The sequence below is a fragment of the Streptomyces sp. NPDC058464 genome (assembly GCF_042721035.1).
Taxonomy (GTDB): Bacteria; Actinomycetota; Actinomycetes; order Streptomycetales; family Streptomycetaceae; genus Streptomyces.
Genome location: NZ_JBHXMA010000004.1, coordinates 148,268 through 168,157 on the forward strand (window position 1 = coordinate 148,268; position 19,890 = coordinate 168,157).

17 protein-coding genes and 1 tRNA gene are annotated in these 19,890 nt (G+C 70.8%); 13 read left to right on the forward strand and 5 right to left on the reverse strand.

Translation table 11 applies throughout. The features are described 5' to 3' along the window. Nucleotides 1-98 precede the first annotated feature (98 nt). From ACFWPQ_RS07695 to ACFWPQ_RS07735, 9 genes are all read left to right on the forward strand, one after another. Entirely contained in the window at nucleotides 99-1,223 is a 1,125-nt protein-coding gene (locus ACFWPQ_RS07695) for a TIGR03364 family FAD-dependent oxidoreductase (protein ID WP_384030984.1), read from the forward strand. A 23-nt stretch (nucleotides 1,224-1,246) separates the two neighbouring features. Next, nucleotides 1,247-1,918: a phosphonatase-like hydrolase gene (locus tag ACFWPQ_RS07700; protein ID WP_384030986.1), complete on the forward strand. Its 672-nt coding sequence runs from the start codon at nucleotides 1,247-1,249 to the stop codon at nucleotides 1,916-1,918. Beyond that, nucleotides 1,915-3,693 (forward strand): 2-aminoethylphosphonate ABC transporter permease subunit, encoded by a 1,779-nt coding sequence (locus ACFWPQ_RS07705; protein ID WP_384030988.1) that lies wholly within the window; start codon nucleotides 1,915-1,917, stop codon nucleotides 3,691-3,693. Before ACFWPQ_RS07700 ends, ACFWPQ_RS07705 begins: the two co-directional genes overlap by 4 nt. Next, nucleotides 3,680-4,477 (forward strand): ABC transporter permease, encoded by a 798-nt coding sequence (locus ACFWPQ_RS07710; protein ID WP_384030990.1) that lies wholly within the window; start codon nucleotides 3,680-3,682, stop codon nucleotides 4,475-4,477. Before ACFWPQ_RS07705 ends, ACFWPQ_RS07710 begins: the two co-directional genes overlap by 14 nt. A 55-nt stretch (nucleotides 4,478-4,532) precedes the next feature. Further along, complete coding sequence (locus tag ACFWPQ_RS07715; RefSeq protein ID WP_384030992.1) at nucleotides 4,533-5,588, forward strand: 2-aminoethylphosphonate ABC transporter substrate-binding protein; 1,056 nt, start codon at nucleotides 4,533-4,535, stop codon at nucleotides 5,586-5,588. 119 nt (nucleotides 5,589-5,707) lie between these two features. Next, nucleotides 5,708-6,487, forward strand: coding sequence for an HAD-IIA family hydrolase (locus tag ACFWPQ_RS07720; protein WP_217545503.1), 780 nt, complete (start codon nucleotides 5,708-5,710; stop codon nucleotides 6,485-6,487). A 178-nt stretch (nucleotides 6,488-6,665) separates the two neighbouring features. Beyond that, nucleotides 6,666-7,214, forward strand: coding sequence for a hypothetical protein (locus ACFWPQ_RS07725; RefSeq protein WP_384030994.1), 549 nt, complete (start codon nucleotides 6,666-6,668; stop codon nucleotides 7,212-7,214). Nucleotides 7,215-7,226: 12 nt separating this feature from the next. Then, on the forward strand, nucleotides 7,227-7,898 hold the full coding sequence (locus tag ACFWPQ_RS07730; protein ID WP_384030996.1) for a class F sortase: 672 nt from the start codon (nucleotides 7,227-7,229) through the stop codon (nucleotides 7,896-7,898). Nucleotides 7,899-8,280: 382 nt separating this feature from the next. Continuing rightward, nucleotides 8,281-9,309, forward strand: coding sequence for a glycoside hydrolase family 6 protein (locus ACFWPQ_RS07735; RefSeq protein ID WP_384030998.1), 1,029 nt, complete (start codon nucleotides 8,281-8,283; stop codon nucleotides 9,307-9,309). A gap of 108 nt (nucleotides 9,310-9,417) precedes the next feature. Here the strand turns inward: ACFWPQ_RS07735 and ACFWPQ_RS07740 are convergent, their stop codons facing one another. The 4 genes from ACFWPQ_RS07740 to ACFWPQ_RS07755 form a co-directional block, all read right to left on the reverse strand. After that, complete coding sequence (locus ACFWPQ_RS07740; protein ID WP_384031000.1) at nucleotides 9,418-11,355, reverse strand: galactose oxidase-like domain-containing protein; 1,938 nt, start codon at nucleotides 11,353-11,355, stop codon at nucleotides 9,418-9,420. Further along, entirely contained in the window at nucleotides 11,352-13,346 is a 1,995-nt protein-coding gene (locus ACFWPQ_RS07745; protein WP_384031002.1) for a glycosyltransferase family 2 protein, read from the reverse strand. The genes ACFWPQ_RS07740 and ACFWPQ_RS07745 overlap by 4 nt, the downstream gene beginning before the upstream one ends. A gap of 397 nt (nucleotides 13,347-13,743) precedes the next feature. Continuing rightward, on the reverse strand, nucleotides 13,744-15,054 hold the full coding sequence (locus tag ACFWPQ_RS07750) for a Dyp-type peroxidase (RefSeq protein ID WP_384031004.1): 1,311 nt from the start codon (nucleotides 15,052-15,054) through the stop codon (nucleotides 13,744-13,746). 75 nt (nucleotides 15,055-15,129) lie between these two features. Next, complete coding sequence (locus ACFWPQ_RS07755) at nucleotides 15,130-15,588, reverse strand: hypothetical protein (RefSeq protein WP_384031006.1); 459 nt, start codon at nucleotides 15,586-15,588, stop codon at nucleotides 15,130-15,132. Between the two features lie 85 nt (nucleotides 15,589-15,673). Between ACFWPQ_RS07755 and ACFWPQ_RS07760 the strand changes: the two genes are divergently transcribed. Further along, a complete protein-coding gene (locus tag ACFWPQ_RS07760; RefSeq protein ID WP_384031008.1) occupies nucleotides 15,674-16,309 on the forward strand; it encodes a TetR-like C-terminal domain-containing protein in 636 nt (211 codons plus the stop codon). Nucleotides 16,310-16,380: 71 nt separating this feature from the next. On the opposite strand, the gene ACFWPQ_RS07765 is transcribed toward ACFWPQ_RS07760, so the two are convergent. Beyond that, nucleotides 16,381-16,454: transfer RNA gene (locus ACFWPQ_RS07765), tRNA-Lys, on the reverse strand. A 186-nt stretch (nucleotides 16,455-16,640) separates the two neighbouring features. Here ACFWPQ_RS07765 and ACFWPQ_RS07770 point away from each other — a divergent pair. From ACFWPQ_RS07770 to ACFWPQ_RS07780, 3 genes are all read left to right on the forward strand, one after another. Further along, complete coding sequence (locus tag ACFWPQ_RS07770) at nucleotides 16,641-17,942, forward strand: peptidoglycan-binding protein (protein ID WP_384031010.1); 1,302 nt, start codon at nucleotides 16,641-16,643, stop codon at nucleotides 17,940-17,942. Between the two features lie 55 nt (nucleotides 17,943-17,997). Beyond that, nucleotides 17,998-19,128 (forward strand): SPFH domain-containing protein, encoded by a 1,131-nt coding sequence (locus ACFWPQ_RS07775; RefSeq protein ID WP_384031012.1) that lies wholly within the window; start codon nucleotides 17,998-18,000, stop codon nucleotides 19,126-19,128. Nucleotides 19,129-19,242: 114 nt separating this feature from the next. After that, nucleotides 19,243-19,848 (forward strand): lytic polysaccharide monooxygenase, encoded by a 606-nt coding sequence (locus ACFWPQ_RS07780; RefSeq protein ID WP_361288083.1) that lies wholly within the window; start codon nucleotides 19,243-19,245, stop codon nucleotides 19,846-19,848. The last annotated feature ends 42 nt before the right edge of the window (nucleotides 19,849-19,890 follow it).

The following is a 19,890-nucleotide window of genomic DNA, read 5'->3' on the forward strand; positions in this document are numbered from 1 at the left end:
GGAAAGGTAACGGGTCTAGCCCAAACGTGATGGCCAGTTCACGCTCTCGTTGTCAGCCGGACCTTTCCGGTTCCCCGGTCGCGAGGAGCGTGACGGTCGTGAGAGTGACAGTCGTCGGAGCAGGCGTGGTGGGCACCATGCACGCCTGGCAAGCAGTGGAACGCGGCCACGAGGTCGTGCAGATCGAGCGCGAGGCCGAGGCCCGCGGCGCCTCGCTGCGCAACTTCGGGCAGATCTGGGTGAGCGGGCGCGCGGGCGGGGAGGAACTCGAAACCGCCCTGCGGGCCAGGGAGTTGTGGGAGGAGATCGGCAACCGGGTGCCCGCGCTCGGCTTCCGGGCCAACGGGTCGCTGACCCCGGTGCGCGGCGCGTACGAACTCGCCGTCGCCGAGGCCGCCGTGGCCCGCGGCGACGCGGCCGCCCGCGGCCACAAGCTGCTCACCCCCGCCGAGGCCCGCGCCCTGAACCCCGCCCTGCGCGGAGCCTTCGACGCCGCCCTGTACTGCGAGCGGGACGCGGCCGTCGAACCGCGCACCGCCCAGCTCGCCCTCCGCGCCGAGCTGCTGAAGTCCCCGAACTACACCTTCCTGCCGGGCCGCGAGGTGCGCGAGGTGACCGCAGCGGGCACGGTCCGCGACGACCACGGAGACCTGCACGCCGCCGACGTCGTCGTCCTGTGCACCGGCGCCTGGCTCGGCGGTCTGGTCCGCGAGCTGGCCGGCCCCGACCTGCCGGTGCGCCGCGTCCGCCTCCAGATGATGCAGACCGACCCGCTCGGCGAACCCCTCCCCACCTCGGTCGCCGACGCCGACAGCTTCCGCTACTACCCGGCGTACGCCTCCCCGGCCCTGGACGAGCTCAACGCCCGCTCGCCGCAGCCCGAGACGGCGGCGGCGCATCGCATGCAGCTGCTCATGGTGCAGCGCGCCGACGGCGGCCTCACCATCGGCGACACCCACGAGTACGCACACCCCTTCGCCTTCGACACCGTCGAGGAGCCGTACGAGCACCTCACCGGCGTCGTCGAGTCCCTCCTCGGCCGGCCGCTGCCGCGCGTCCGGCGCCGCTGGGCCGGGGTGTACGCCCAGTGCACCGACCCCTCGCGGGTCGTGCACCGGCAGCAGGTGGCCGACGGGGTCTGGCTGGTCACCGGGCCCGGCGGGCGCGGCATGACCTGTTCGCCCGCGATAGCCGAGACAACCGCGCACGAACTGGGCTGGTGAGAGAGATGACCGACAGGATCGATATGGCTGAGACCGAAGACATCCGCCTCGTCGTGCTCGACATGGCCGGTACGACCGTCGCGGACGGCGGGCTCGTCGAGCACGCGTTCACCGCGGCGGCCCGCCACCTGGGCGCCGCCCCCGACCGGATGATCGACCACGTCCGCGCCACCATGGGCGAGTCCAAGATCTCCGTCTTCCGGCACCTGTTCGGCGAGGAGGCCAGGGCCCGGGAGGCCAACGAGGCCTTCGAGGCGGCGTACGCCGAACTCGTCGACGCGGGCAGCGTCGAGGCGCTGCCCGGGGCGCGCGAGACCATCGAGGAACTTCAGGGGCGGGGCCGTACGGTCGTGCTGACCACCGGTTTCGCCCGCGCCACCCAGGACGCGATCCTCGCCGCCCTCGGCTGGCAGGACCTGGTGCCGCTCACCCTGTGCCCCGCCGACGCCGGGGGCCGCGGGCGGCCCTGCCCCGACATGGTGCTCACGGCGTTCCTGCGGACGGGGGCCGCCGACGGGGTCGGGCAGATCGCCGTCGTCGGCGACACGTCGTACGACATGCTCAGCGGGGTGCGTGCCGGGGCGGGGCTGGTCGCCGGCGTCCTGACCGGGGCGCACGACGCGGATGCCCTGCGGGCGGCCGGTGCGACCCAGGTGCTGGAGTCCGTGGCCCAGTTGCCGGGAGTGCTCGCATGAGCAGCGGGATCGGCAGCGGCATCCGCTTCGACTCGGTGAGCGTCGCCTACGACGGGAACGTGGGCAGCCTCGCTCTCGAATCCCTCGACCTCACCGTCGAGCCCGGCGAGGTGATGGCCCTGCTCGGGCCGTCCGGCTCCGGCAAGACCACCGCGCTGCGGGCGGTCGCCGGGTTCGTACGGCCCGTCTCCGGACGGGTGTTCCTCGGGGACCGGGACGTCACCGACCTGCCGCCCCACCGGCGCGGGATCGGGATGGTGGTGCAGCAGTACGCGCTCTTCCCGCACCTGCGGGTCGCCGACAACGTGGCCTTCGGACTGCGGGCGCGCAGGACACCCAAGGCCGAGATCCGGGAGCGGGTCGCCGAGGCACTGGAGATGACCGGGATGGCGGCCTACGCGCGCCGCCATCCGCGGGAGCTGTCCGGCGGCCAGCAGCAACGGGTCGCCATCGCACGGGCGTTGGCCATCCGGCCGCGGGTGCTGCTCCTCGACGAACCCCTGTCCGCGCTCGACGCGCAGCTGCGGTCCGGGATGCTGGCGGAACTGGGCCGACTGCACCGGGAGTTGCCGGACGTCTCGATCCTCTACGTCACCCACGATCAGGTCGAGGCGCTCACGCTCGCCGACCGGATCGCGGTGATGGACCAGGCACGGCTGCGGGCGTGCGGGACGCCGACGGAGCTTTACCGGGCGCCCGCCGACGAGTTCACGGCGTCCTTCGTCGGCGGGGCGAACCTGCTGCCGGTGACCGTGGGGGCGGGGGGTGTCGACTTCGCGGGGGTCGCGGTGAAGGTCTCCACGGCGGGTGCCACCGGGGCTCGGGCCACGCTGTGTGTGCGGCCGCACCTGGTGGGGCTGGGGCAGGGGCCCAATCAGCTTGTGGGTGTCGTGAAGGACATCCAGTGGCGGGGGGCCACGCATCGCCTGTACGTCGAGGTGGGTGGGGGCTTGTCGCGCCCACGCGGCGGCAGCCGCAGATCAGATACAGCCCCGCGCCCCTTCAGGTGGGCATTGTTGCCGCCCGTTGCATTGCTCGCCCTCTTCTTTCTCTATCCGCTCGCCCTCGTCGTCCGGCAATCCGTCCACCCCGACACCGGAGGTACTTCCCTCCAGCCCTACGCCGACGTCTTCGCCTCCGAGTCGTTCCGGAAGGCTCTCTGGACCACCGTCTGGATCGCCGCCGCCTCCACCACCGGTTGCCTGGTCCTCGGGTTTCTCCTCGCGCTCGTCATCGCCTTCGTCCCCTTCCCGGGAGCCAAGGCCGTCGCCCGGTTCGTCGACGTATACCTCTCCTTCCCGTCCTTCCTCATCACGCTCGCCCTGCTCTTCATCTACGGCACGACCGGGATCGTCGGGTCGTTCCAGTTCCTGACCACGCCCTGGGGAGTGCTGCTCGCCGAGGTCACCTACTTCACGCCGTTCGTGATGCGGCCGGTGCTCGCCGCCTTCTCGCAGGTGGACACCGCGCAGATCGAGGCCGCGTCGAGTCTCGGTGCGCGGGCACCCCGGATCGTCGCCCGGGTGATCCTGCCGGAGGCGCTGCCCGCGCTCGCGGCCGGCGGGAGCCTGGTGCTGGTGCTCTGCCTGAACGAGTTCGGGATCGTGCTGTTCACCGGTGCCAAGGGGGTCACCACCCTGCCGATGCTCGTCTACAGCAAGGCGATCCTGGAGTCCGACTACCCGGGCGCCTGTGTCGTCGCCGTCGTCAACGTCCTGATCTCCGCGGGCCTCTACGGCCTCTACCGGGTGGTGAGCCGTCGTGCTGGTGCATAGCCGCGGGGCCAGGTGGGCGGTGTGGGCGGTGTTCGCCGTGCTCTTCCTGCCGCTCTTCGCCCTCCCTCTGCTCGTCGTCCTCGGCGCCTCCTTCGCCACCCACTGGTCCGGCGTGCTGCCCTCGGGGGCGACGGTGGCCAACTTCCGGTCCGCCACCCGCGGCGACGCCCTGCAGGCACTCACCACCAGCCTCGTCACGGCCGTCACCGCGAGCCTGCTCGCCCTGGCCGTCGGCACCTGGGCCGCGCTCGCCGCGGCCGGGCTGCGGAAGCGGTACCGCAGGATCGTCGACGCCCTGTTCGTGCTGCCGGTCGCCGTGCCGTCGGTGGTGGTCGGGCTGTCGCTGCTGGTCGCCTTCTCCAAGCCGCCGATGCTGCTCAACGGCACCCGGTGGATCGTGATCATCGCGCACACCGTGCTGGTGACGGCCTTCGCCCACCAGTCCGTGTCGGCCGCGATCACCCGCCTCGACCCCGCCTACGAGCAGGCCGCCGCCTCCCTGGGCGCCCGGCCGGCATATGTGCTGTGGCGGGTCCGGCTGCCCCTGCTGCTGCCCTCGCTCACCGCCGCCACGGGGCTCTGCTTCGCCCTCTCCATGGGCGAGCTGAGCGCCACGATGATGCTCTATCCGCCCGACTGGACCCCGCTTCCGGTCCTGATCTACTCGGCCACCGACCGCGGCGCCCTGTTCGCCGGCTCCGCCCTCGCGGTGGTCCTGATGGCGGCGACCCTGATCGTCCTGTTCGCCGTCTCCCGCGTCCGCAACAGAGCCTCGTACCGCTGACCCCTCGAAACGTCTCGCCTCAAGTCTCTTTTCTCAGCCAGGAGTTCGTCTCGCCATGCCCAGAAACACGCTCAAGATCGCCATAGCCGTCTCCCTCCTCGCCACCCCGCTGCTCTCCGCCTGCGGCGGCTCCTCGGCCGCCTCCGACGAGAAGGCCGTCACCGTCTACAGCGCCGACGGCCTCAAGGGCGAGAACAACGACGGCTGGTACGACAGGGTCTTCGCCGACTTCACCAAGGAGACCGGCATCAAGGTCAAGTACGTCGAGGGCGGTTCCGGTGAGGTGGTGCAGCGCGCCCTGCGGGAGAAGAGCAACCCGCAGGCCGATGTGCTGGTCACGCTCCCGCCGTTCGTCCAGCAGGCCGACGGCAAGGGGCTGCTGCAGAAGTACGAGCCCGCGGGCTCGGCGCAGGTCGGCGCCGCAGACAAGGCCGCCGACGGCACCTGGACCTCCGTCGTCAACAACTACTTCGGCTTCGTCTACGACAAGAAGGAGCTGAAGCAGGCGCCGACGACGTGGGAGGAGCTGCTCGACGGCACGTACAAGAACAAGCTGCAGTACTCCACCCCCGGGGTCGCCGGTGACGGAACCGCCGTACTGATCAAGGCGATCCACGACTTCGGCGGGGAGAAGCAGGCACTGGACTACCTCGGCAGGCTCCAGGCCAACAACGTCGGGCCGTCCGCCTCCACCGGCAAGCTCGCCCCCAAGGTCGACAAGGGCGAACTGCTGGTCGCCAACGGCGACGTCCAGATGAACTACGCCCAGTCCAAGACCATGCCCAACCTCGGCATCTGGTTCCCGGCGGCCGAGGGCGGCAAGCCGACCACCTTCGCGCTGCCCTACGCGGCCGGCCTGCTCACCGGCGCCCCGCACAGCGAGAACGGCAGGAAGCTCCTCGACTTCATGCTCGCGCGCAAGCAGCAGGAGGAGGTCAGCTCGATCGGCGGCGGCTTCACCGCCCGCACCGACGTCAAGGCCACCGACGCCAACGCGGCCGCGCTGGCCGAGCTCATGGACGGCGTCGACGTGTTCACGCCGGACTGGAACGACATCGGCAAGAACCTGACGTCCTACGTGGAGGCGTGGAAGTCGGCGACGGGCAGCTGACCGGGAGGTGAGCCGGGCGTTCCCGGGTGATCCCGAGTGTGTCTAGTCTGGGGGCGTCGGTACGCCGTGGTTCCGGCGCCCCAGCTCACGCAAGACCCGCACGCCAGGAGACGCACCACATGGCAGAGCGCAAGCCCATCGAGTCGTGGCTCACCGACATGGACGGGGTCCTCATCCACGAGGGGGTGCCGATCCCCGGAGCGGACGCCTTCCTGAAGAAGCTGCGGGAGTCCGGCCGGCCCTTCCTGGTGCTCACCAACAACTCCATCTACACGGCCCGCGACCTGCACGCACGGCTGCGCCGGATGGGTCTTGACGTGCCGGTGGACAACATCTGGACGTCGGCGCTGGCCACCGCCCAGTTCCTGGACGACCAGCGGCCCGGCGGCAGCGCCTACGTCATCGGCGAGGCCGGCCTGACCACCGCGCTGCACGACATCGGGTACATCCTCACCGACCACGAGCCCGACTTCGTCATCCTCGGCGAGACCCGCACCTACTCCTTCGAGGCGCTGACCAAGGCCGTGCGGCTGATCAACGACGGCGCCCGGTTCATCGCCACCAATCCCGACAACGTCGGCCCGTCAGTCGAGGGCGACCTGCCCGCCACCGGCTCGGTCGCCGCGCTGATCACCGCCGCGACCGGCAAGCAGCCGTACTTCGTCGGCAAGCCCAACCCGCTGATGATGCGGGCCGGTCTCAACGCGATCGGCGCCCACTCGGAGACCTCCGCGATGATCGGCGACCGGATGGACACCGACGTCCTGGCGGGCCTGGAGGCCGGGATGCGTACCTTCCTGGTGCTGTCCGGCGTCACCCAGCCGGCCGACGTCGACCGCCACCCCTTCCGGCCCTCCGAGGTCGTGGACTCGATCGCGGACCTCGTCGACCGGATCTAACCGGATCTGACCGGATCTGACCTGATCGAAACGGGTCTAACCGGATCTGAACCGCCGTTGAACCGCTTCCGGCCGGCCGGTACCAAACCTGTCACCACCCGTACGGAGCAAGAAGGCGCCCCCCGAGGATGCGGGGGCGCCCGGTGCGGGGGAGCCTCCAGATATCTGGAGGTTCACGATGGGCTCAATTCGCCTCACTCTCTGTACCGGATTCCTGGCCTGCGCCGCCGGTCTCTCCCCGGTGGCCGCCCGTGCGGCGGACGGCCAGGGCGTCACCGTGACCCCGGCTTCCCCGCCCGCCGGGTCCGTTGTCGCGCTGCGCGTGAGCGGCTGCTCCGGTACGACCGGCACCGCCGCCTCGACGGCCTTCGTCTCGGACGCCCGCCTCGGCGGCACCGGCGGCGCGCTGACCGGCCAGGCCCAGGTCCGCTCCACGATCGGCGCCGGCACCTACGACGTGCGGGTCAGCTGCGCCGGCACCGCCGTCACCGGCAGCGTCGCCGTCGTCGCGCGGTCGTCGTCCCTGCTGGACGCCTCCGGCGAGCTGCCCGCCTCGCCGGTCGCGCCCGTGCACGCCGGCGGTGGGGGCACCGCTCCGCTCGCCTCGGTGGAGTCCCGCTCCACCGGTCCCGACACCGCGCAGGCGGTGACCGGCCTGCTCCTCGCCGCGTTCGCCGCGGCCGCCGTCGGGCTGCTGAGGGCCCGCCGCGGCCGCGGTTCGCGCTGAGGACGGGACCACATGTCCGACGACACCGAACGTTCCCCCGGCACCGGACGGCTGCTGACCGGGGTGGCCTGGGCGATCCTGCTGCTCGGGCTGTGGCTGTGGGGCCGCGGCGTGACCGAGGTGCCCGACGGCATGACGGGTCCGACCACGGGTGACGTGGCCGCCGTCGGCCGACCCCCGTCCGACCCCGAACTCCCGCCCGCCGCCAAGCCGTTGACCTCGGCCGTGCCCGAGCGCATCGACATCCCGGAACTGGGCGTGCAGGCCCCCGTGGTCGCCCGCGGCCTCGACGATGACGGCGGGGTCGACCCGCCGCCCTTCGACCAGCCCGGCGTGGTCGGCTGGTACGGCGCCGGGACCGGCCCCGGCGCGGCCGGCACCGCGGTCCTGGTCGGGCACGTCGACACCGAGACCCGGCCCGCCGTCTTCTACAAGATCAGCACCATGCGCCCGGGCGAGACGATCCGCGTGGTCCGCGCCGACAACACGGTCGCCGAGTTCACCGTCGACGACGTCCGGGTCCTGCCCCGCGACCACTTCGACGCCCAACAGGCCTACGGCGTCCGGGAGTCGGGCCGTGCCGAGCTCCGCCTGATCACCTGCGGCGGCACCTACGACCGGACCACCCACGGCTACACGGCGAACGTGGTCGTCTCGGCATACCTCACCGGAACCGCCGCATAGAGCCGCATAGGGCCGCATAGAGCCGTACCGAGCCGTATGGGACCGCCGCACCGGACCCACCTGTCACCCGGTCGACGGCCTGCTCCCCTGAGGCCGCCGACCGGGCCGGTCCTCGACCGCGCGCGCTCGGGCCGCGGGAGTAACCCGGCGTCAGGCGCGGGAGGCTGGGAAGGCGGACCGGGGCCCGGGCCGCCCGCAAGCGACTCTAGAGGGCAACGGGTGCCCGGGCCTAGGTTCGCGCCCGCCAAGCCTCCCCGACTCGTCAACTCGCCCGTCAACCCGGGCTGTAACAGCTCACCGACAAGGGTTGGGCGATCTCGTGACGAGTGCGGCTGGTATGTCACGATTGGGCTCTGGCCAAGTGCACCCAGGGGGGAATTGGATGTACGACAGCAGGGGGGCCCGCTCGGCGGCCCGGGCCGGGGCACTGGGAGCGGCGCTGCTGCTCGCCGGCTGCTCCTCGGGCGGTGGCGGAGGCGGGGACGAACCGGCCGCGAATCCACAGGCGGCGATCACCCAACAGCCCAAGGAGGCCGACCCGTTCTGGGTGAACCCGGACTCCAACGCGGCCCGCCAGGTGAAGGCCTACGCGAAGGCCGGCAAGAACGGCGACGCCGAGCAGATCCGCAAGATAGCGGCACAACCGACCGGGGAGTGGATCGGCCCGGAGAACCCGGAGCAGGAGGCGCGCGGCTTCACCGAGGCCGCGCAGAAGTCCGACCGCACGGCCCTCCTGGTCCTCTACAACATCCCGCACCGCGACTGCGGCCAGTACAGCCAGGGCGGCGCGGCCGACGGCGACGCGTACCGGGCCTGGATCGACGGGGTCGCGAACGGCATCCAGGACCGCCCGGCCACCATCGTCCTGGAACCGGACGCGGTACTGCACCTGGTGGACGGCTGCACCCCGTCCCGGTTCGCGGAGGAGCGCTACGACCTGTTACGCGGCGCGATCACGAAGCTCAAGTCCCTGAAGAACACCAGGGTCTACCTGGACGCGGGCAACGCCGGCTGGGGCCACCCCGACCAGATCTACCAGCCCCTCCAGGAGGCGGGCGTCACCCAGGCCGACGGCTTCGCGGTCAACGTCTCCAACTTCTACTCCACCCAGGACTCCATCACCTACGGCAAGCAACTGTCGGAGAAGGTCGGGAACAAACACTTCGTCATCGACACCAGCAGAAACGGCAACGGCCCGTACGCGGGCGGCAATCCGGAGGAGCGGTGGTGCAACCCGCCGGGCCGGGCACTCGGGGAGACGCCCACCACCAAGACGGCGGACCCGCTGGTGGACGCCTACCTGTGGGTCAAGCGCCCTGGGGAATCGGACGGCACCTGCAAAGGCGGCCCCCAGGCTGGGGATTGGTGGCCGACTTATGCCTTGAAGCTGGCGGGGGCATCAACCCCCTAGGGGCGCGGGGCGGAGTCGATTTGCGGCTCCGCCGCGCGGGCGCGACCAGCCACCACGCTCCCGCACCCAAAGGACTTGCCTGCGGGAGCGCGGCGGCAGCGCGGAGCGCTACGGCACCTTCACCCACTGCGCCACACTCGGCGTCCCCTGGTCGTCATCCACGAAAATCATGTACCACCCTGACGGCACCAGATTCCGATTCCCCGGCACGGTCACAGTGATCCGATTCCCCGACGTCTTGAAGTCCAGGGCGATCGACCGCTGGTCCACATCCGTCACATGCGTAGTCGCACTGGGCCGGATCAACCGCACCTTCTTGATCGTCGCCGCATGCTGCGAGGTGAACGTCCCCGACCCGCCCCGGGCGATGGTCTGCGGCCCCCCGCTCAGCGACGGCCGTGAGTCCCGGTACAGGTACGGCGGCGTGTAGATCTCGATCCGCTGCTCGAAGACCCCCGGCTTGGTGTTCGCCTTGTCCGCGAACAGCGGGTTGGAGCCGAAGAACATGACCCGACCGTCGGGCAGCAGTATCGACCCGGAGTGGTAGTTCCGGCCCACCAGCGGATCGGCCACCCTCCGGAAGGAGTTCGTCGCGGTGTCGTAGATCCGCGCCTGCTTGATGTCGGAGTCGCCGCGCCCCCGGTAGTCCTCGGAGCCGCCCGACACCAGGACGCTGTCGTCCGGCAGGACCGAGATCTGCGGGTACCGCGTCCCCTTCTCCAGCGAGGGGCCGTCCGTGAACTTCGGGTCGGGGTCCTTCAGGTCGATCAGCCGCGTCTTCTTCGTGGAGAGCGCGGACTCGCCGACCCCGCCGCCCCCGACCACCAGGTACTTCTCGTCCTGCGCCGGAGGCAGCAGCACCGTCCCGGACGTCTCCAGCATGTTCGGGTCGCTGAGCCCGGACAGCTTGGTGAACTGGTTGGTGTCGACGTCCCAGATCCCCGGGTCGCGCCCCACGTTGTCCGGCCCGTACCCGGCGTTGGATCCCGAGTAGAAGAGCTTGCCGTTCTGGAGCAGGAACAACGCAGGATAGGTGGGGAACTGCCGCTTGTACTTGGTGTACGTCCAGGTCTTCGTCTTCGGGTCGAAGACCTCGTTCTTGCCCGGCACCAGCTGACCGATGTCGTCGAGCCCCGAGACGCTGAGCACCTTCCCGTCCGACAGGGTGGTGAGCGTCGGATACCAGCGGGCCTCGTTCATCGGGTCGACCTTGATGTACTTCTCGGCGACCGGATCGAATTCGTAGGTGTTCTTGATGCCCTCGAAGTCCCGCTTGTCCATGCCGAGTTTGTTGGCGATGCCGTAGGTGTTGCGGGCGTCGGCGCCGGTCAGTCCCGCGATGCTGTAGTTGTCCTGGGTGCCGGTCTCGTACTTGGTGCCCTGCTTGGGCGCCTCGACGACGACCCGCGCGTAACCGGGGTTGTTCCGCAGGAACCTGCCGGTCTTCTTGTCGAAGACCTTCGTCGCGCGCGGGATCAGCACCGAGTCGTCGGAGAGGAACGTCTTGCCGTTCTGCTTGCCGGTGAACCGGGTGCCCTTGGGCAGGGTCATCGGTTTGTCCGGGTTCTCGTTGTAGAGGATCATGACGCCGCCGGCCTTCTTGACGTCGCCCTTGAGCTTCTCGTACTGCTTGGTGCCGCCGGCGATCAGGATGTTGCCGTTGGCGAGCTGGGTGTGGCCGGTGCAGAACAGGTCGGCCGGGGTGGGCACCTTCTTGATGGTGCCCTTGACGGGATCCCAGATCCGGCTGTCGTAGATCTTGGCGTCGAAGTTGTCCTGGTTGTTGCCCGAGCCCGCGACCAGCAGCACCTTCCCGGTGTGCAGGAGCACCGCGTGGATGGTGTCCTGGCGGTACTCCTTCGGGAACTCGATGATGTCCCAGTGGCCGTTCTCGGCCTTGTACTCCGGTCTGTTGATCTTGTACTGGTGGTAGCGCTCCGTCCCGAAGCGGTACAGCCACGGCCCGTTCATCCCGGCCAGGGCGAGCACGACCACCGTACTGATCGCGAGACGACGAGCCCGGCGGCGGCCGGCACTGTCGTTCATTCCTTACGTCCCCCCAGTCCGCTGCTCCCGCCCAGCCCGCTGCCTCCGCCCAGTCCGCCGAGCGCGATCCGCATGGTCTGTTCCGCGGGGGTGCCGGCGGGCGGCGTCCAGGTCGGCCGCTGCTGCGGCGCGTGGCCCGCGGGCAGGTACCCCGCGGGTACCGCGTCCTCCGGTTCGACGGCCGGCTCGGACGCCCTGCTCTCCTTGCGCAGGGTGTACTGCCAGGCGAAGATCGGGGCCGCCGTGATCAGCAGCGCCAGCGTCGCCCAGGTCAGCATCGCGGGGTGCGAGTGGCCGTCGAGGAAGCCGGCGAGCAGGGAACCGCCGAAGACGACGATGAAGAACCAGTGGATCCGGAACGTCCCGAAGAGGGTGTCCGGGCTGGCCGACTCGCCCTTCGGCGTGACCACGAACTTGCTCTTGCGGCGCAGCACCGCGTCCATGAGCGAGCGGGCGTAGATCGGCGCGGACAGGGCCGACATCACCATGCCGGCGACCCCGCCGGAGCCCTCCGGTTCGTGCGGGGAGACGTTGTGCCGGCGGTTCCAGACGTAGAGGCCGATCTGGAGCGCGGAGGCGTTGCCGTAGAGCATCAGCCACACGGTCGGGTCGATGTTCACGCCCGAGGCGCCCAGGCCCAGGAACAGGGCGCAGCTCAGCGCCGCCAGGATCCAGTTGATGGCCGACATCGGGTAGAAGATGATCATCATCGTGTAGTTGAAGAGCTTGCCCGGACCCAGGCTGAACAGGCCCTTCCAGTACTGCTTGAGGATCGTCTCGTACGTGCCCCGGGACCAGCGCAGCTGCTGGGTGAAGAAGTCGGTCCAGGCGTTGGGGCCCTCGCCGACCGCGAGTACGTCCGGGGTGTAGACCGAGCGCCACTTGCGGCCGGTCGCCGGGTTCTTGGCGCGGTGGATCTCGAAGCCGGTGGCCATGTCCTCGGTGATCGAGTCGTACAGGCCGCCGATCTGCTTGATCGCCCTGATCCGTACGGCGTTGGAGGTGCCGACGAACATGGGGGCGCCGTAGCGGTTGCCGGCGCGCTGGATCAGGGCGTGGAAAAGGAACTGCTGGGACTCGGCGGCCTTGGTGACGAACGTGTCGTAGTTGCCGTACACCTGCGGGCCGATGACGAAGCCGACGTCCGGGTCTCGGAAGTACCCCAGCATCCGCTCCAGGTAGTTGGGCAGCGGCACGTGGTCGGTGTCGACGGAGGCGAAGAAGTCGTACTCGTCGCCGTGCGCCTCCAGCCAGGCGTTGTAGTTGCCGTGCTTGGTCTTCGCGCGGTGCGGGCCCTTGGGCCGGTTCCACTTCTCGACGCCCTTGCGGGTGAAGTGGTGCACGCCCAGGCGCGCGCAGACCTCCTTCACCTCCGGGTCGTCGCCCTCGTCGAGCAGCCACACGTGCAGCAGGCCCCGGTGGCGCAGCCGGACGGCCGCCTCCAGGGTCCGGGTGACCATGTCGAGGGGTTCCTTGCCGGGCACGAACGTGGTGATGAAGGCGACCCTGGTGCCGGTCTCCGGGATCACCGGGACCGGGTCGCGGGCGACCAGGGTGGCGTGCGCGTTGGACAGCACGTTCATGCAGCGGAAGAACTCGATCAGGCCGATCGACACCAGCATCACGATGTCGAGGGCCGGCAGGAAGTCGTACGCCGGGTAGTCCCGCTGGGTCCAGTGCTCGGGCTGCAGCAGCCAGGTCAGCAGCACCAGCGAGAGCAGCGGGGCCGCGCCCAGCATCAGCGCGGCGCGGACGCGGTGCGGTTCCTGGGAGAGCAGCGAGCGGTACTGCACGGTGTACGGCCTGCTCGGGTCGGGCTGGGTGAGGGGGCCCGCGAGCCGGCTGTAGTGCTCGTAGTCGTATCTGGGCAGTGTCTTCTTGATGCGGCCCAGAGCGCCGGCGGTGGTGCGGTGCGCGGGCACCCGGAGTTGTGCGGTCTGTGACGGGTCGTATTCCTGTTCCTGCCGGGCGCCCATCGGCGTCGACGTCATGAGTCATCCCCCCACACGCAGTTCAGCGCGTGTTTCATCGATCCAACCGCCCGCTCGGGTCCCCCTCGACCCTGCCGGACGCGGCAATGACGAAGCACAGTCGTCCCACAGATATGGACACGGACCGTGACCGTCCGGTTGCATGATGCCCCCCTCGGCACCGATTCATGACGGGGCCCCTCACCCCGCAGATCTGGCAACCGGCTATCTACCCCCCAAGTGCCGCGAAACACCGGCACTTTGGACATCCAGGGTTCTACGGTGCTCATCATGATCGCAAGAGCGAAACAAGGTGTTTACCGCGCATACGCGTTCATTGTGGAGCATGTGGGGATGGTGTGGATGACCGCGACGGACCGCCGGCCCCTCCCGAGGGGCCGGCGGTCCGTCCGTGTGTTCAGAGCCTGCTGAGCCAATCGATGGCGGAGAGGGACGGCATGAGGCCGTACTCCCCGCCGTGGGTGCGGGTGAACGGGGTCAGCGCGTGGAGGCGGCGGCGGACGGGGTGCTGGGGGATGGTGAAGGTGTCGTCGTGGAGGTGGCGGCCGGCGATGGGGTCGCTCTCCTCCCCGAGGCCGGTGAAGGAGCCCTGGTCGAGCCACTCGCTCTTGAGGAATTCCAGGGTGCTCGTCGCCCGGGCGCTCATGAAGAGGAGATAGATGCCGCGCGCCTGCCCGTCGTCCTCGAGGACCCCCTCCGGCAGCGGGGGCCCGAAGGTGGTGCCCTGCCGGATGAGGCGGTGCAGGTTGACGTCGGTCAGCCGCTCCAGCCTGCTCGCCCGCGGGTTCACCCGGCGGATGTGCGCGCCGTGCGGGCAGAGCAGTCCGTGCGGGTCGTCGCCGTAGTCGAACGCGTTGTTGCGGGTGAGGTCGTCGGCGAGTGCGGGGTCGTCGTGGTCGGGGGCGAGGGCGAGCGGGGCGCCGCTGCGCCAGCGGCCCACCATCTTGGCGGCCAGCAGCTCCCGCCCGGCTTCGTCCGGGGCGTTGTCGTGGAGGAAGCGCCGGAAGGCCGCGACATCCGTGCGGACCTTGCGGACCCCGACATAGGTCCCGTTGCGGCCGAGGACGTCGGGCCGCGGCATGGGCAGCGGTGTGCCGGCCTCTCCCGGGTGGCCGAGGACGAACTCGCCGGCGGCGACGGTGTCCTGCCCGGGCAGTTTCGGGCGCGGGCCGCCCGCGATGTGCGGGTAGCCGATGCCGTCGCGGTAGCCGAAGGTGGTCCGGCTGTCCTGGTGCGTGGAGAAGTCGTGGCTGTCGAGCAGTTCGACGCCCTCGATGCCGGCGACGACCTGCGCGGCGGTGGCGCGGGCCGCGTGCCAGGCCTCCTCCGTCGCGGCGACGAGGGACACCGCGGCATGGGTGCGGCCGCTGCCCCACGGCCGGTCCCAGTGGGCCGGGTCGCTGTCCCCGACATCGCTGAGCCGTGCGGCGCGGGCGGCCATCCCTTCCCGGAAGGCGTCCGGGAAGGTGGCCAGGTCCGCCTCGTCGACGCCCAGGGCGCGGAGCCCGGCGTGGGTCAGGATCGGGGACACCCAGGCCCGGCCGGCGTCCTCCTCCGCGGCGCTGCGGACATGGGGGAGGACCTGGCGCAGAAAGGCCCTTCCGGCCTGTGCCGTGGTGAAGTGCAGCAGCACCATCGTGCCCCAGTACGGGGTGGGGCGGCGGTGCAGGATCGGTGCCTGGATCTCGCCGAGATCCAGGGCGGTCACGAAAGGACCTCGCCGGTGTCGGACGTCGCCGGCGGGTGGGCCTCGTGAGCGGGGCAGGGCGTGTGGTCCATGCGCTCAGCCCGCCTGGTCCAGCAGCTCGTCCAGGGCGTTCTTGGCCTTCAGGCCCTTACGGACCTCGGACACGGTCGCGTCGTACGCGGTGTACCAGGCGTGGGCGGGGATCTGGCTGGCGGCGATGAAGTCCTTCACCTCGGGGGAGCGCATGCCGGGCCAGCCCTCGACCACGGAGAAGAGCAGGTCCATGATGTCCGGGATCTTCGTGGCGAAGTCGTCGATGTAGGTGTCCCAGTCGCCGTCGTACGTCGTCGCGAAGAGGATCCTGGTGTCGTTGTCGAGGAAGGTGAAGCGCGCGTCGTGGACGGTGCCGATGCCGTCCAGGGCCTCGAAGCCGTTGATCGTGCTGCCCGCGATCACCGCCCGCAGCTTCTCCGCGCCACCGGGCACCAGCGGGGCGATGACGGTGAGCTCGCTGACCTTGCCACGTCGCTGACCGATGCGGTTCTCGTTCGTCATGTTCTGCTTCCTGTCTCTCGTGTCGCCGTGCGGCCGTGGCCGGGCCCGGCAGCCATTGCGAGTGGTCTCGCATTAGGGTTGACCCGTGGACGCGCCAGACATGCCGGACGCCGCCGGCGCTGCCCGGAAGCCCGCGGACGCTGCCCGGAGGGGCGACGTCGAACCGCTGCGGCAGCGCGGCGAGCGCATGCGGGCCGCCGTCCTGTCCGCCGCCGTACGGCTGCTGTTCGAGGAGAAGCCCGAGGACATCACCGTGGCCGGGATCGCCGCGGCGGCCGGCGTCAATCCGGCCTCCCTCTACCGCAACTGGGGCACCCGCGCGAACCTGCTGCGGGAGGCCGTGGGGACCTACACCGAGCAGTTCCTCGCGCTGCCCGACACCGGCTCGGTCGAGGAGGATCTGCGCCAGGTGCTGCGCGGACTGACCAGACTCCTGTCCACGAGCCAGGGCCGCACCCTGCTGCGCATCGCCGTGCTGCCCGACGACCCGGAGCGCGCCGACGCGCGCCAGGCCTACTGGGTGAAGCGCCTCGCCCGTATCGAGGTCCTGATCCGGCGCGGCATCGACCGCGGTGAGCTGCGCGCCGACACCGACCCCCGGCTGGCGCTGGAACTGCTGGTCAGCCCGGTACAGGCCAAGGTCCTGATCTACGGCGAGCCGCTCACCGACGACCTGCCGGACCGGCTCGTCGAGAGCGTGCTGCGGGGTATCCGGGCCTGACGTCCCGTCATCCGGGCCGGAACACGCGAAGGCCCCGGCCGCACGAGGTGCGGCCGGGGCCTTCGGTCATGTGCGCCGCCAGGGACTCGAACCCCGGACCCGCTGATTAAGAGTCAGCTGCTCTAACCAACTGAGCTAGCGGCGCCTGCTGACATCGAGAACTCTACCCGACAGGCGACCGTGCTCCCGACCATCGGCCACCGGGGCGACCTCTGTCCGCCCGATGCCGTACATCATTCGGACCGTCAGCATGCGCACCGGGACGACAGTTGGGAAACTGATCAACGTGCACAGTTCCGGACATATCCACCCGAAGTGTGAGGGGAATCGCATGCCGGCCCCGGTATTCGAGGAATTCGACCCCGCGAACAACTGCGAATGCCCCGGATGCGTCCACTGGCGACGGGTGGGCGCATCGCCGCTGCCCGGCCGTTTCGGTGGGCACCCGGCCGCCCGGGGCGTCCTGGTCGTGGCCGCCGCCGCGTCCGCCGCCCTCGCCGCCGCCGCCCCGACCGCCGCCGCCCACAGCACCCCGCCCGCCCCGCACCGGTCCGCCGCCCCCGTGGACCCGGTGCCCGAGACCCCGCAGGGCGCCAAGGCCCCCCTGCACGGGTCGGGCGGCAAGCCCGCCCAGGGCCCCGTCACCACACCGCCCATCACCCGTACGCAGATCATCAACCGGGCCAAGACCTGGATCGCCGCCCAGGTGCCGTACAGCATGACCCTCTACTGGACGGACGGATACCGGCAGGACTGCTCGGGCTATGTCTCCATGGCCTGGGGGCTGACCGGGAACGAGTGGACCGGGAGCCTCGACCAGTTCGGCACGAAGATCACCAAGGAGGAGCTCGAACCCGGCGACATCCTGCTCTTCCACAACCCGGACAATCCCGAGAAGGGCTCCCACGTCGTGATCTTCGGCGGCTGGACGGACTACACCCACACCGCCTACACGGTGTACGAGCAGACACCCCCGCGGGCCCGCACCCAGCCCACGCCCTACGCCTACTGGACCAACTCCGCCAAGTACGTCCCCTACCGCTACAACGGCCTCATCGCGGACCCGACCACGGCGGGCGCCGAGACCGGGAAGACCTCGGTGCCGTTCCCGGGGGCGGTCTACTTCGGTCCCGGCGCCGACAACAAGTACGTCACCCTCCTCGGGCAGCTGCTGATCGCCCGGGGTGCCGGCGGCGACTACGCCAAGGGCCCGGGACCGGTCTGGGGCGCGGCGGACCAGCGGGCCACCCGGGCCTTCCAGCAGGCCCAGGGCTGGACCGGCGCCGCCGCCGACGGCCTGCCGGGGCCGCACACCTGGGAACTCCTCGCCACCGGCAAGGGCAAGAGCATCAAGCCGGCCGTCACGGGCACGCCCGCCCCCGCCTCGCACGGGGTACCGGGCTACCCGGGCAAGAACTACTTCCGCCCCGGCGCCACCAACGACCACGTCGCCCGGCTCGGCAGGCAGCTGGTCAAGAAGGGCTACGGCCGTTTCTACCCCAAGGGCGCCGGTGCCGCCTGGAGCGAGGCGGACCGCAGGGCCGTCGAGGCGTTCCAGCGCGCCCAGGGCTGGCGCGGCGGCGCGGCCGACGGCTACCCGGGCCCGGAGACCTGGCGCCGCCTGTTCCTGTGACGACCCCGACCCCGAGGACCACCTGAAGCATCTGGCGCGGAGGCTGGAGGCAGGCATGAGTACGACCACGGCACACACCCCTGATTCGGACGGGCCCCCGGACGGCGGGCCGCCGGCCCGTCCGGCTCCCCGGCTGATCCAGAACGAGATCACCACCGAGATCCCCGTCCATCTGCTGTTCCGGGACGACCCCGACCCGGTGTCGGTGCCGCTGCGGCCCGCCGTGGTCGGCCGCCGCCAGGGCACCGGCGAGCAGCCCCGGCTGCGCCGACCGGCCGTGCACAAACCCCGGCCGGTCGCCGCCGTCGATCCCGAACTGGCGGAGCGCCCGGCCCGGGTGCTGCCCGGCGTGGCCGGGGTGGCCGCCGGGCTCGGCGGCGTGGCCGGGGGCTTCGCCACCTCCTGGTGGGCGGGGGTGCTGCCGCCGCTCGCGGCGCACGCGCTGCACCTGCCGGCGTACGCGGGCGCGGAGCTCGGCCCGGCGCAGTGGGCCGCGTACGCCGGAGCCGGCGCGCTCGGCCTGTTCGGCTTCGGAGGGCTCGTGCGCGGGGCGACCGGCCGGGCCTGGGTGCTCGGCCTGTTCGGCCGCTACCGGGGGACGGTACGGCGCACCGGCCTGCTCTGGGTCAACCCGCTGCTGCGGCGCCGCCGGGTCGACGTCCGGCTGCGGCACTGGCGCAGCGAGGCGATGCCGGCGGCGGACGGCAACGGGGTCGCGCTCCGGGTCGTCGTCCTGGTGGTGTGGCGGGTGCGGGACACCGCGCGGGCGGCGCTCGGCGTCGAGGACCACGAGACGTATCTGCGCGAGTGCGTGGAGGCCGCGCTGGCCCGGGTGCCGGTGGAGCCGCCGGGTACGGCCCGGGGGTCGGTGGAGATGGCCACGGACGCGCTGACCCGGCTGGTCGCGGCGGACGCGGCGGGCATCGGCCTGGAGGTGTTCTCCGTACAGCCGGTCCGGGTGGAGTACGCCCCCGAGGTCGCCGAGGCCATGCACCGCCGCAGGATCGCCGCGCTCGACGCACGGCAGCGGGCCACCATGCTCACCTCCGTCGTGGACTCGGTCGAGGACACGGTGACCCGGCTGACCATGCGCGGACTCGTCGAACTCGACGACTACGAACGCAAGGTGCTGGTGCGCGACCTGACGGTGGCGTTCTGCTCGGGGCGCACCGGGGCCGCGCCGTGATTGGTATGGACATGTCTTTGATATAGACACGGTCAATTCGCGGCAATAATCTGGGACTTGGTCTAGACCTGCACGGCTCACCGAACTTCCCCCACGTTCTCCAGGAGCGGCAGCATGCGTAAACGGACCAAGGTGTCGGCCGTCGTGCTCGGCGTGGCGACCGCCGGAGCCTTCGCACTCTCCACCGGCGGCGCCAGCGGACACGGCTACACCGACCTCCCCATCAGCCGGCAGAAGCTCTGTGCCAACGGCACGGTGACCAACTGCGGCGACATCCAGTACGAGCCGCAGAGCGTCGAGGGCCCGAAGGGCTTCCCGGCCTCCGGTCCCGCCGACGGTCAGATCTGCAACGGCGGGCTGAGCAGGTTCGCCCAGCTCAGCTCGCCGAAGACCCCGTCGGGCGGGGCCTGGCCGACAACGAAGGTGACGGGCGGTCAGTCGTACACCTTCCGCTGGCAGTTCACGGCGATGCACGCCACGACCGACTTCAAGTACTACGTCACCAAGCAGGGCTGGAACCAGAACCACGCCCTCGCCCGTTCGGACCTCAACACCACCCCGTTCCTCACCGTCCCCTACAACGGCCAGCGCCCGCCGGCCACCCTCAGCCACAGCGGCACCCTGCCGTCGGGGCTGAGCGGCCACCACGTGATCGTGGCGGTCTGGACGATCGCCGACACGACCAACGCGTTCTACGCCTGCTCGGACGTCACGTTCTGACCGGCGTTGTTCGACGACTGGGTAACACCGGGCTGATCTGAG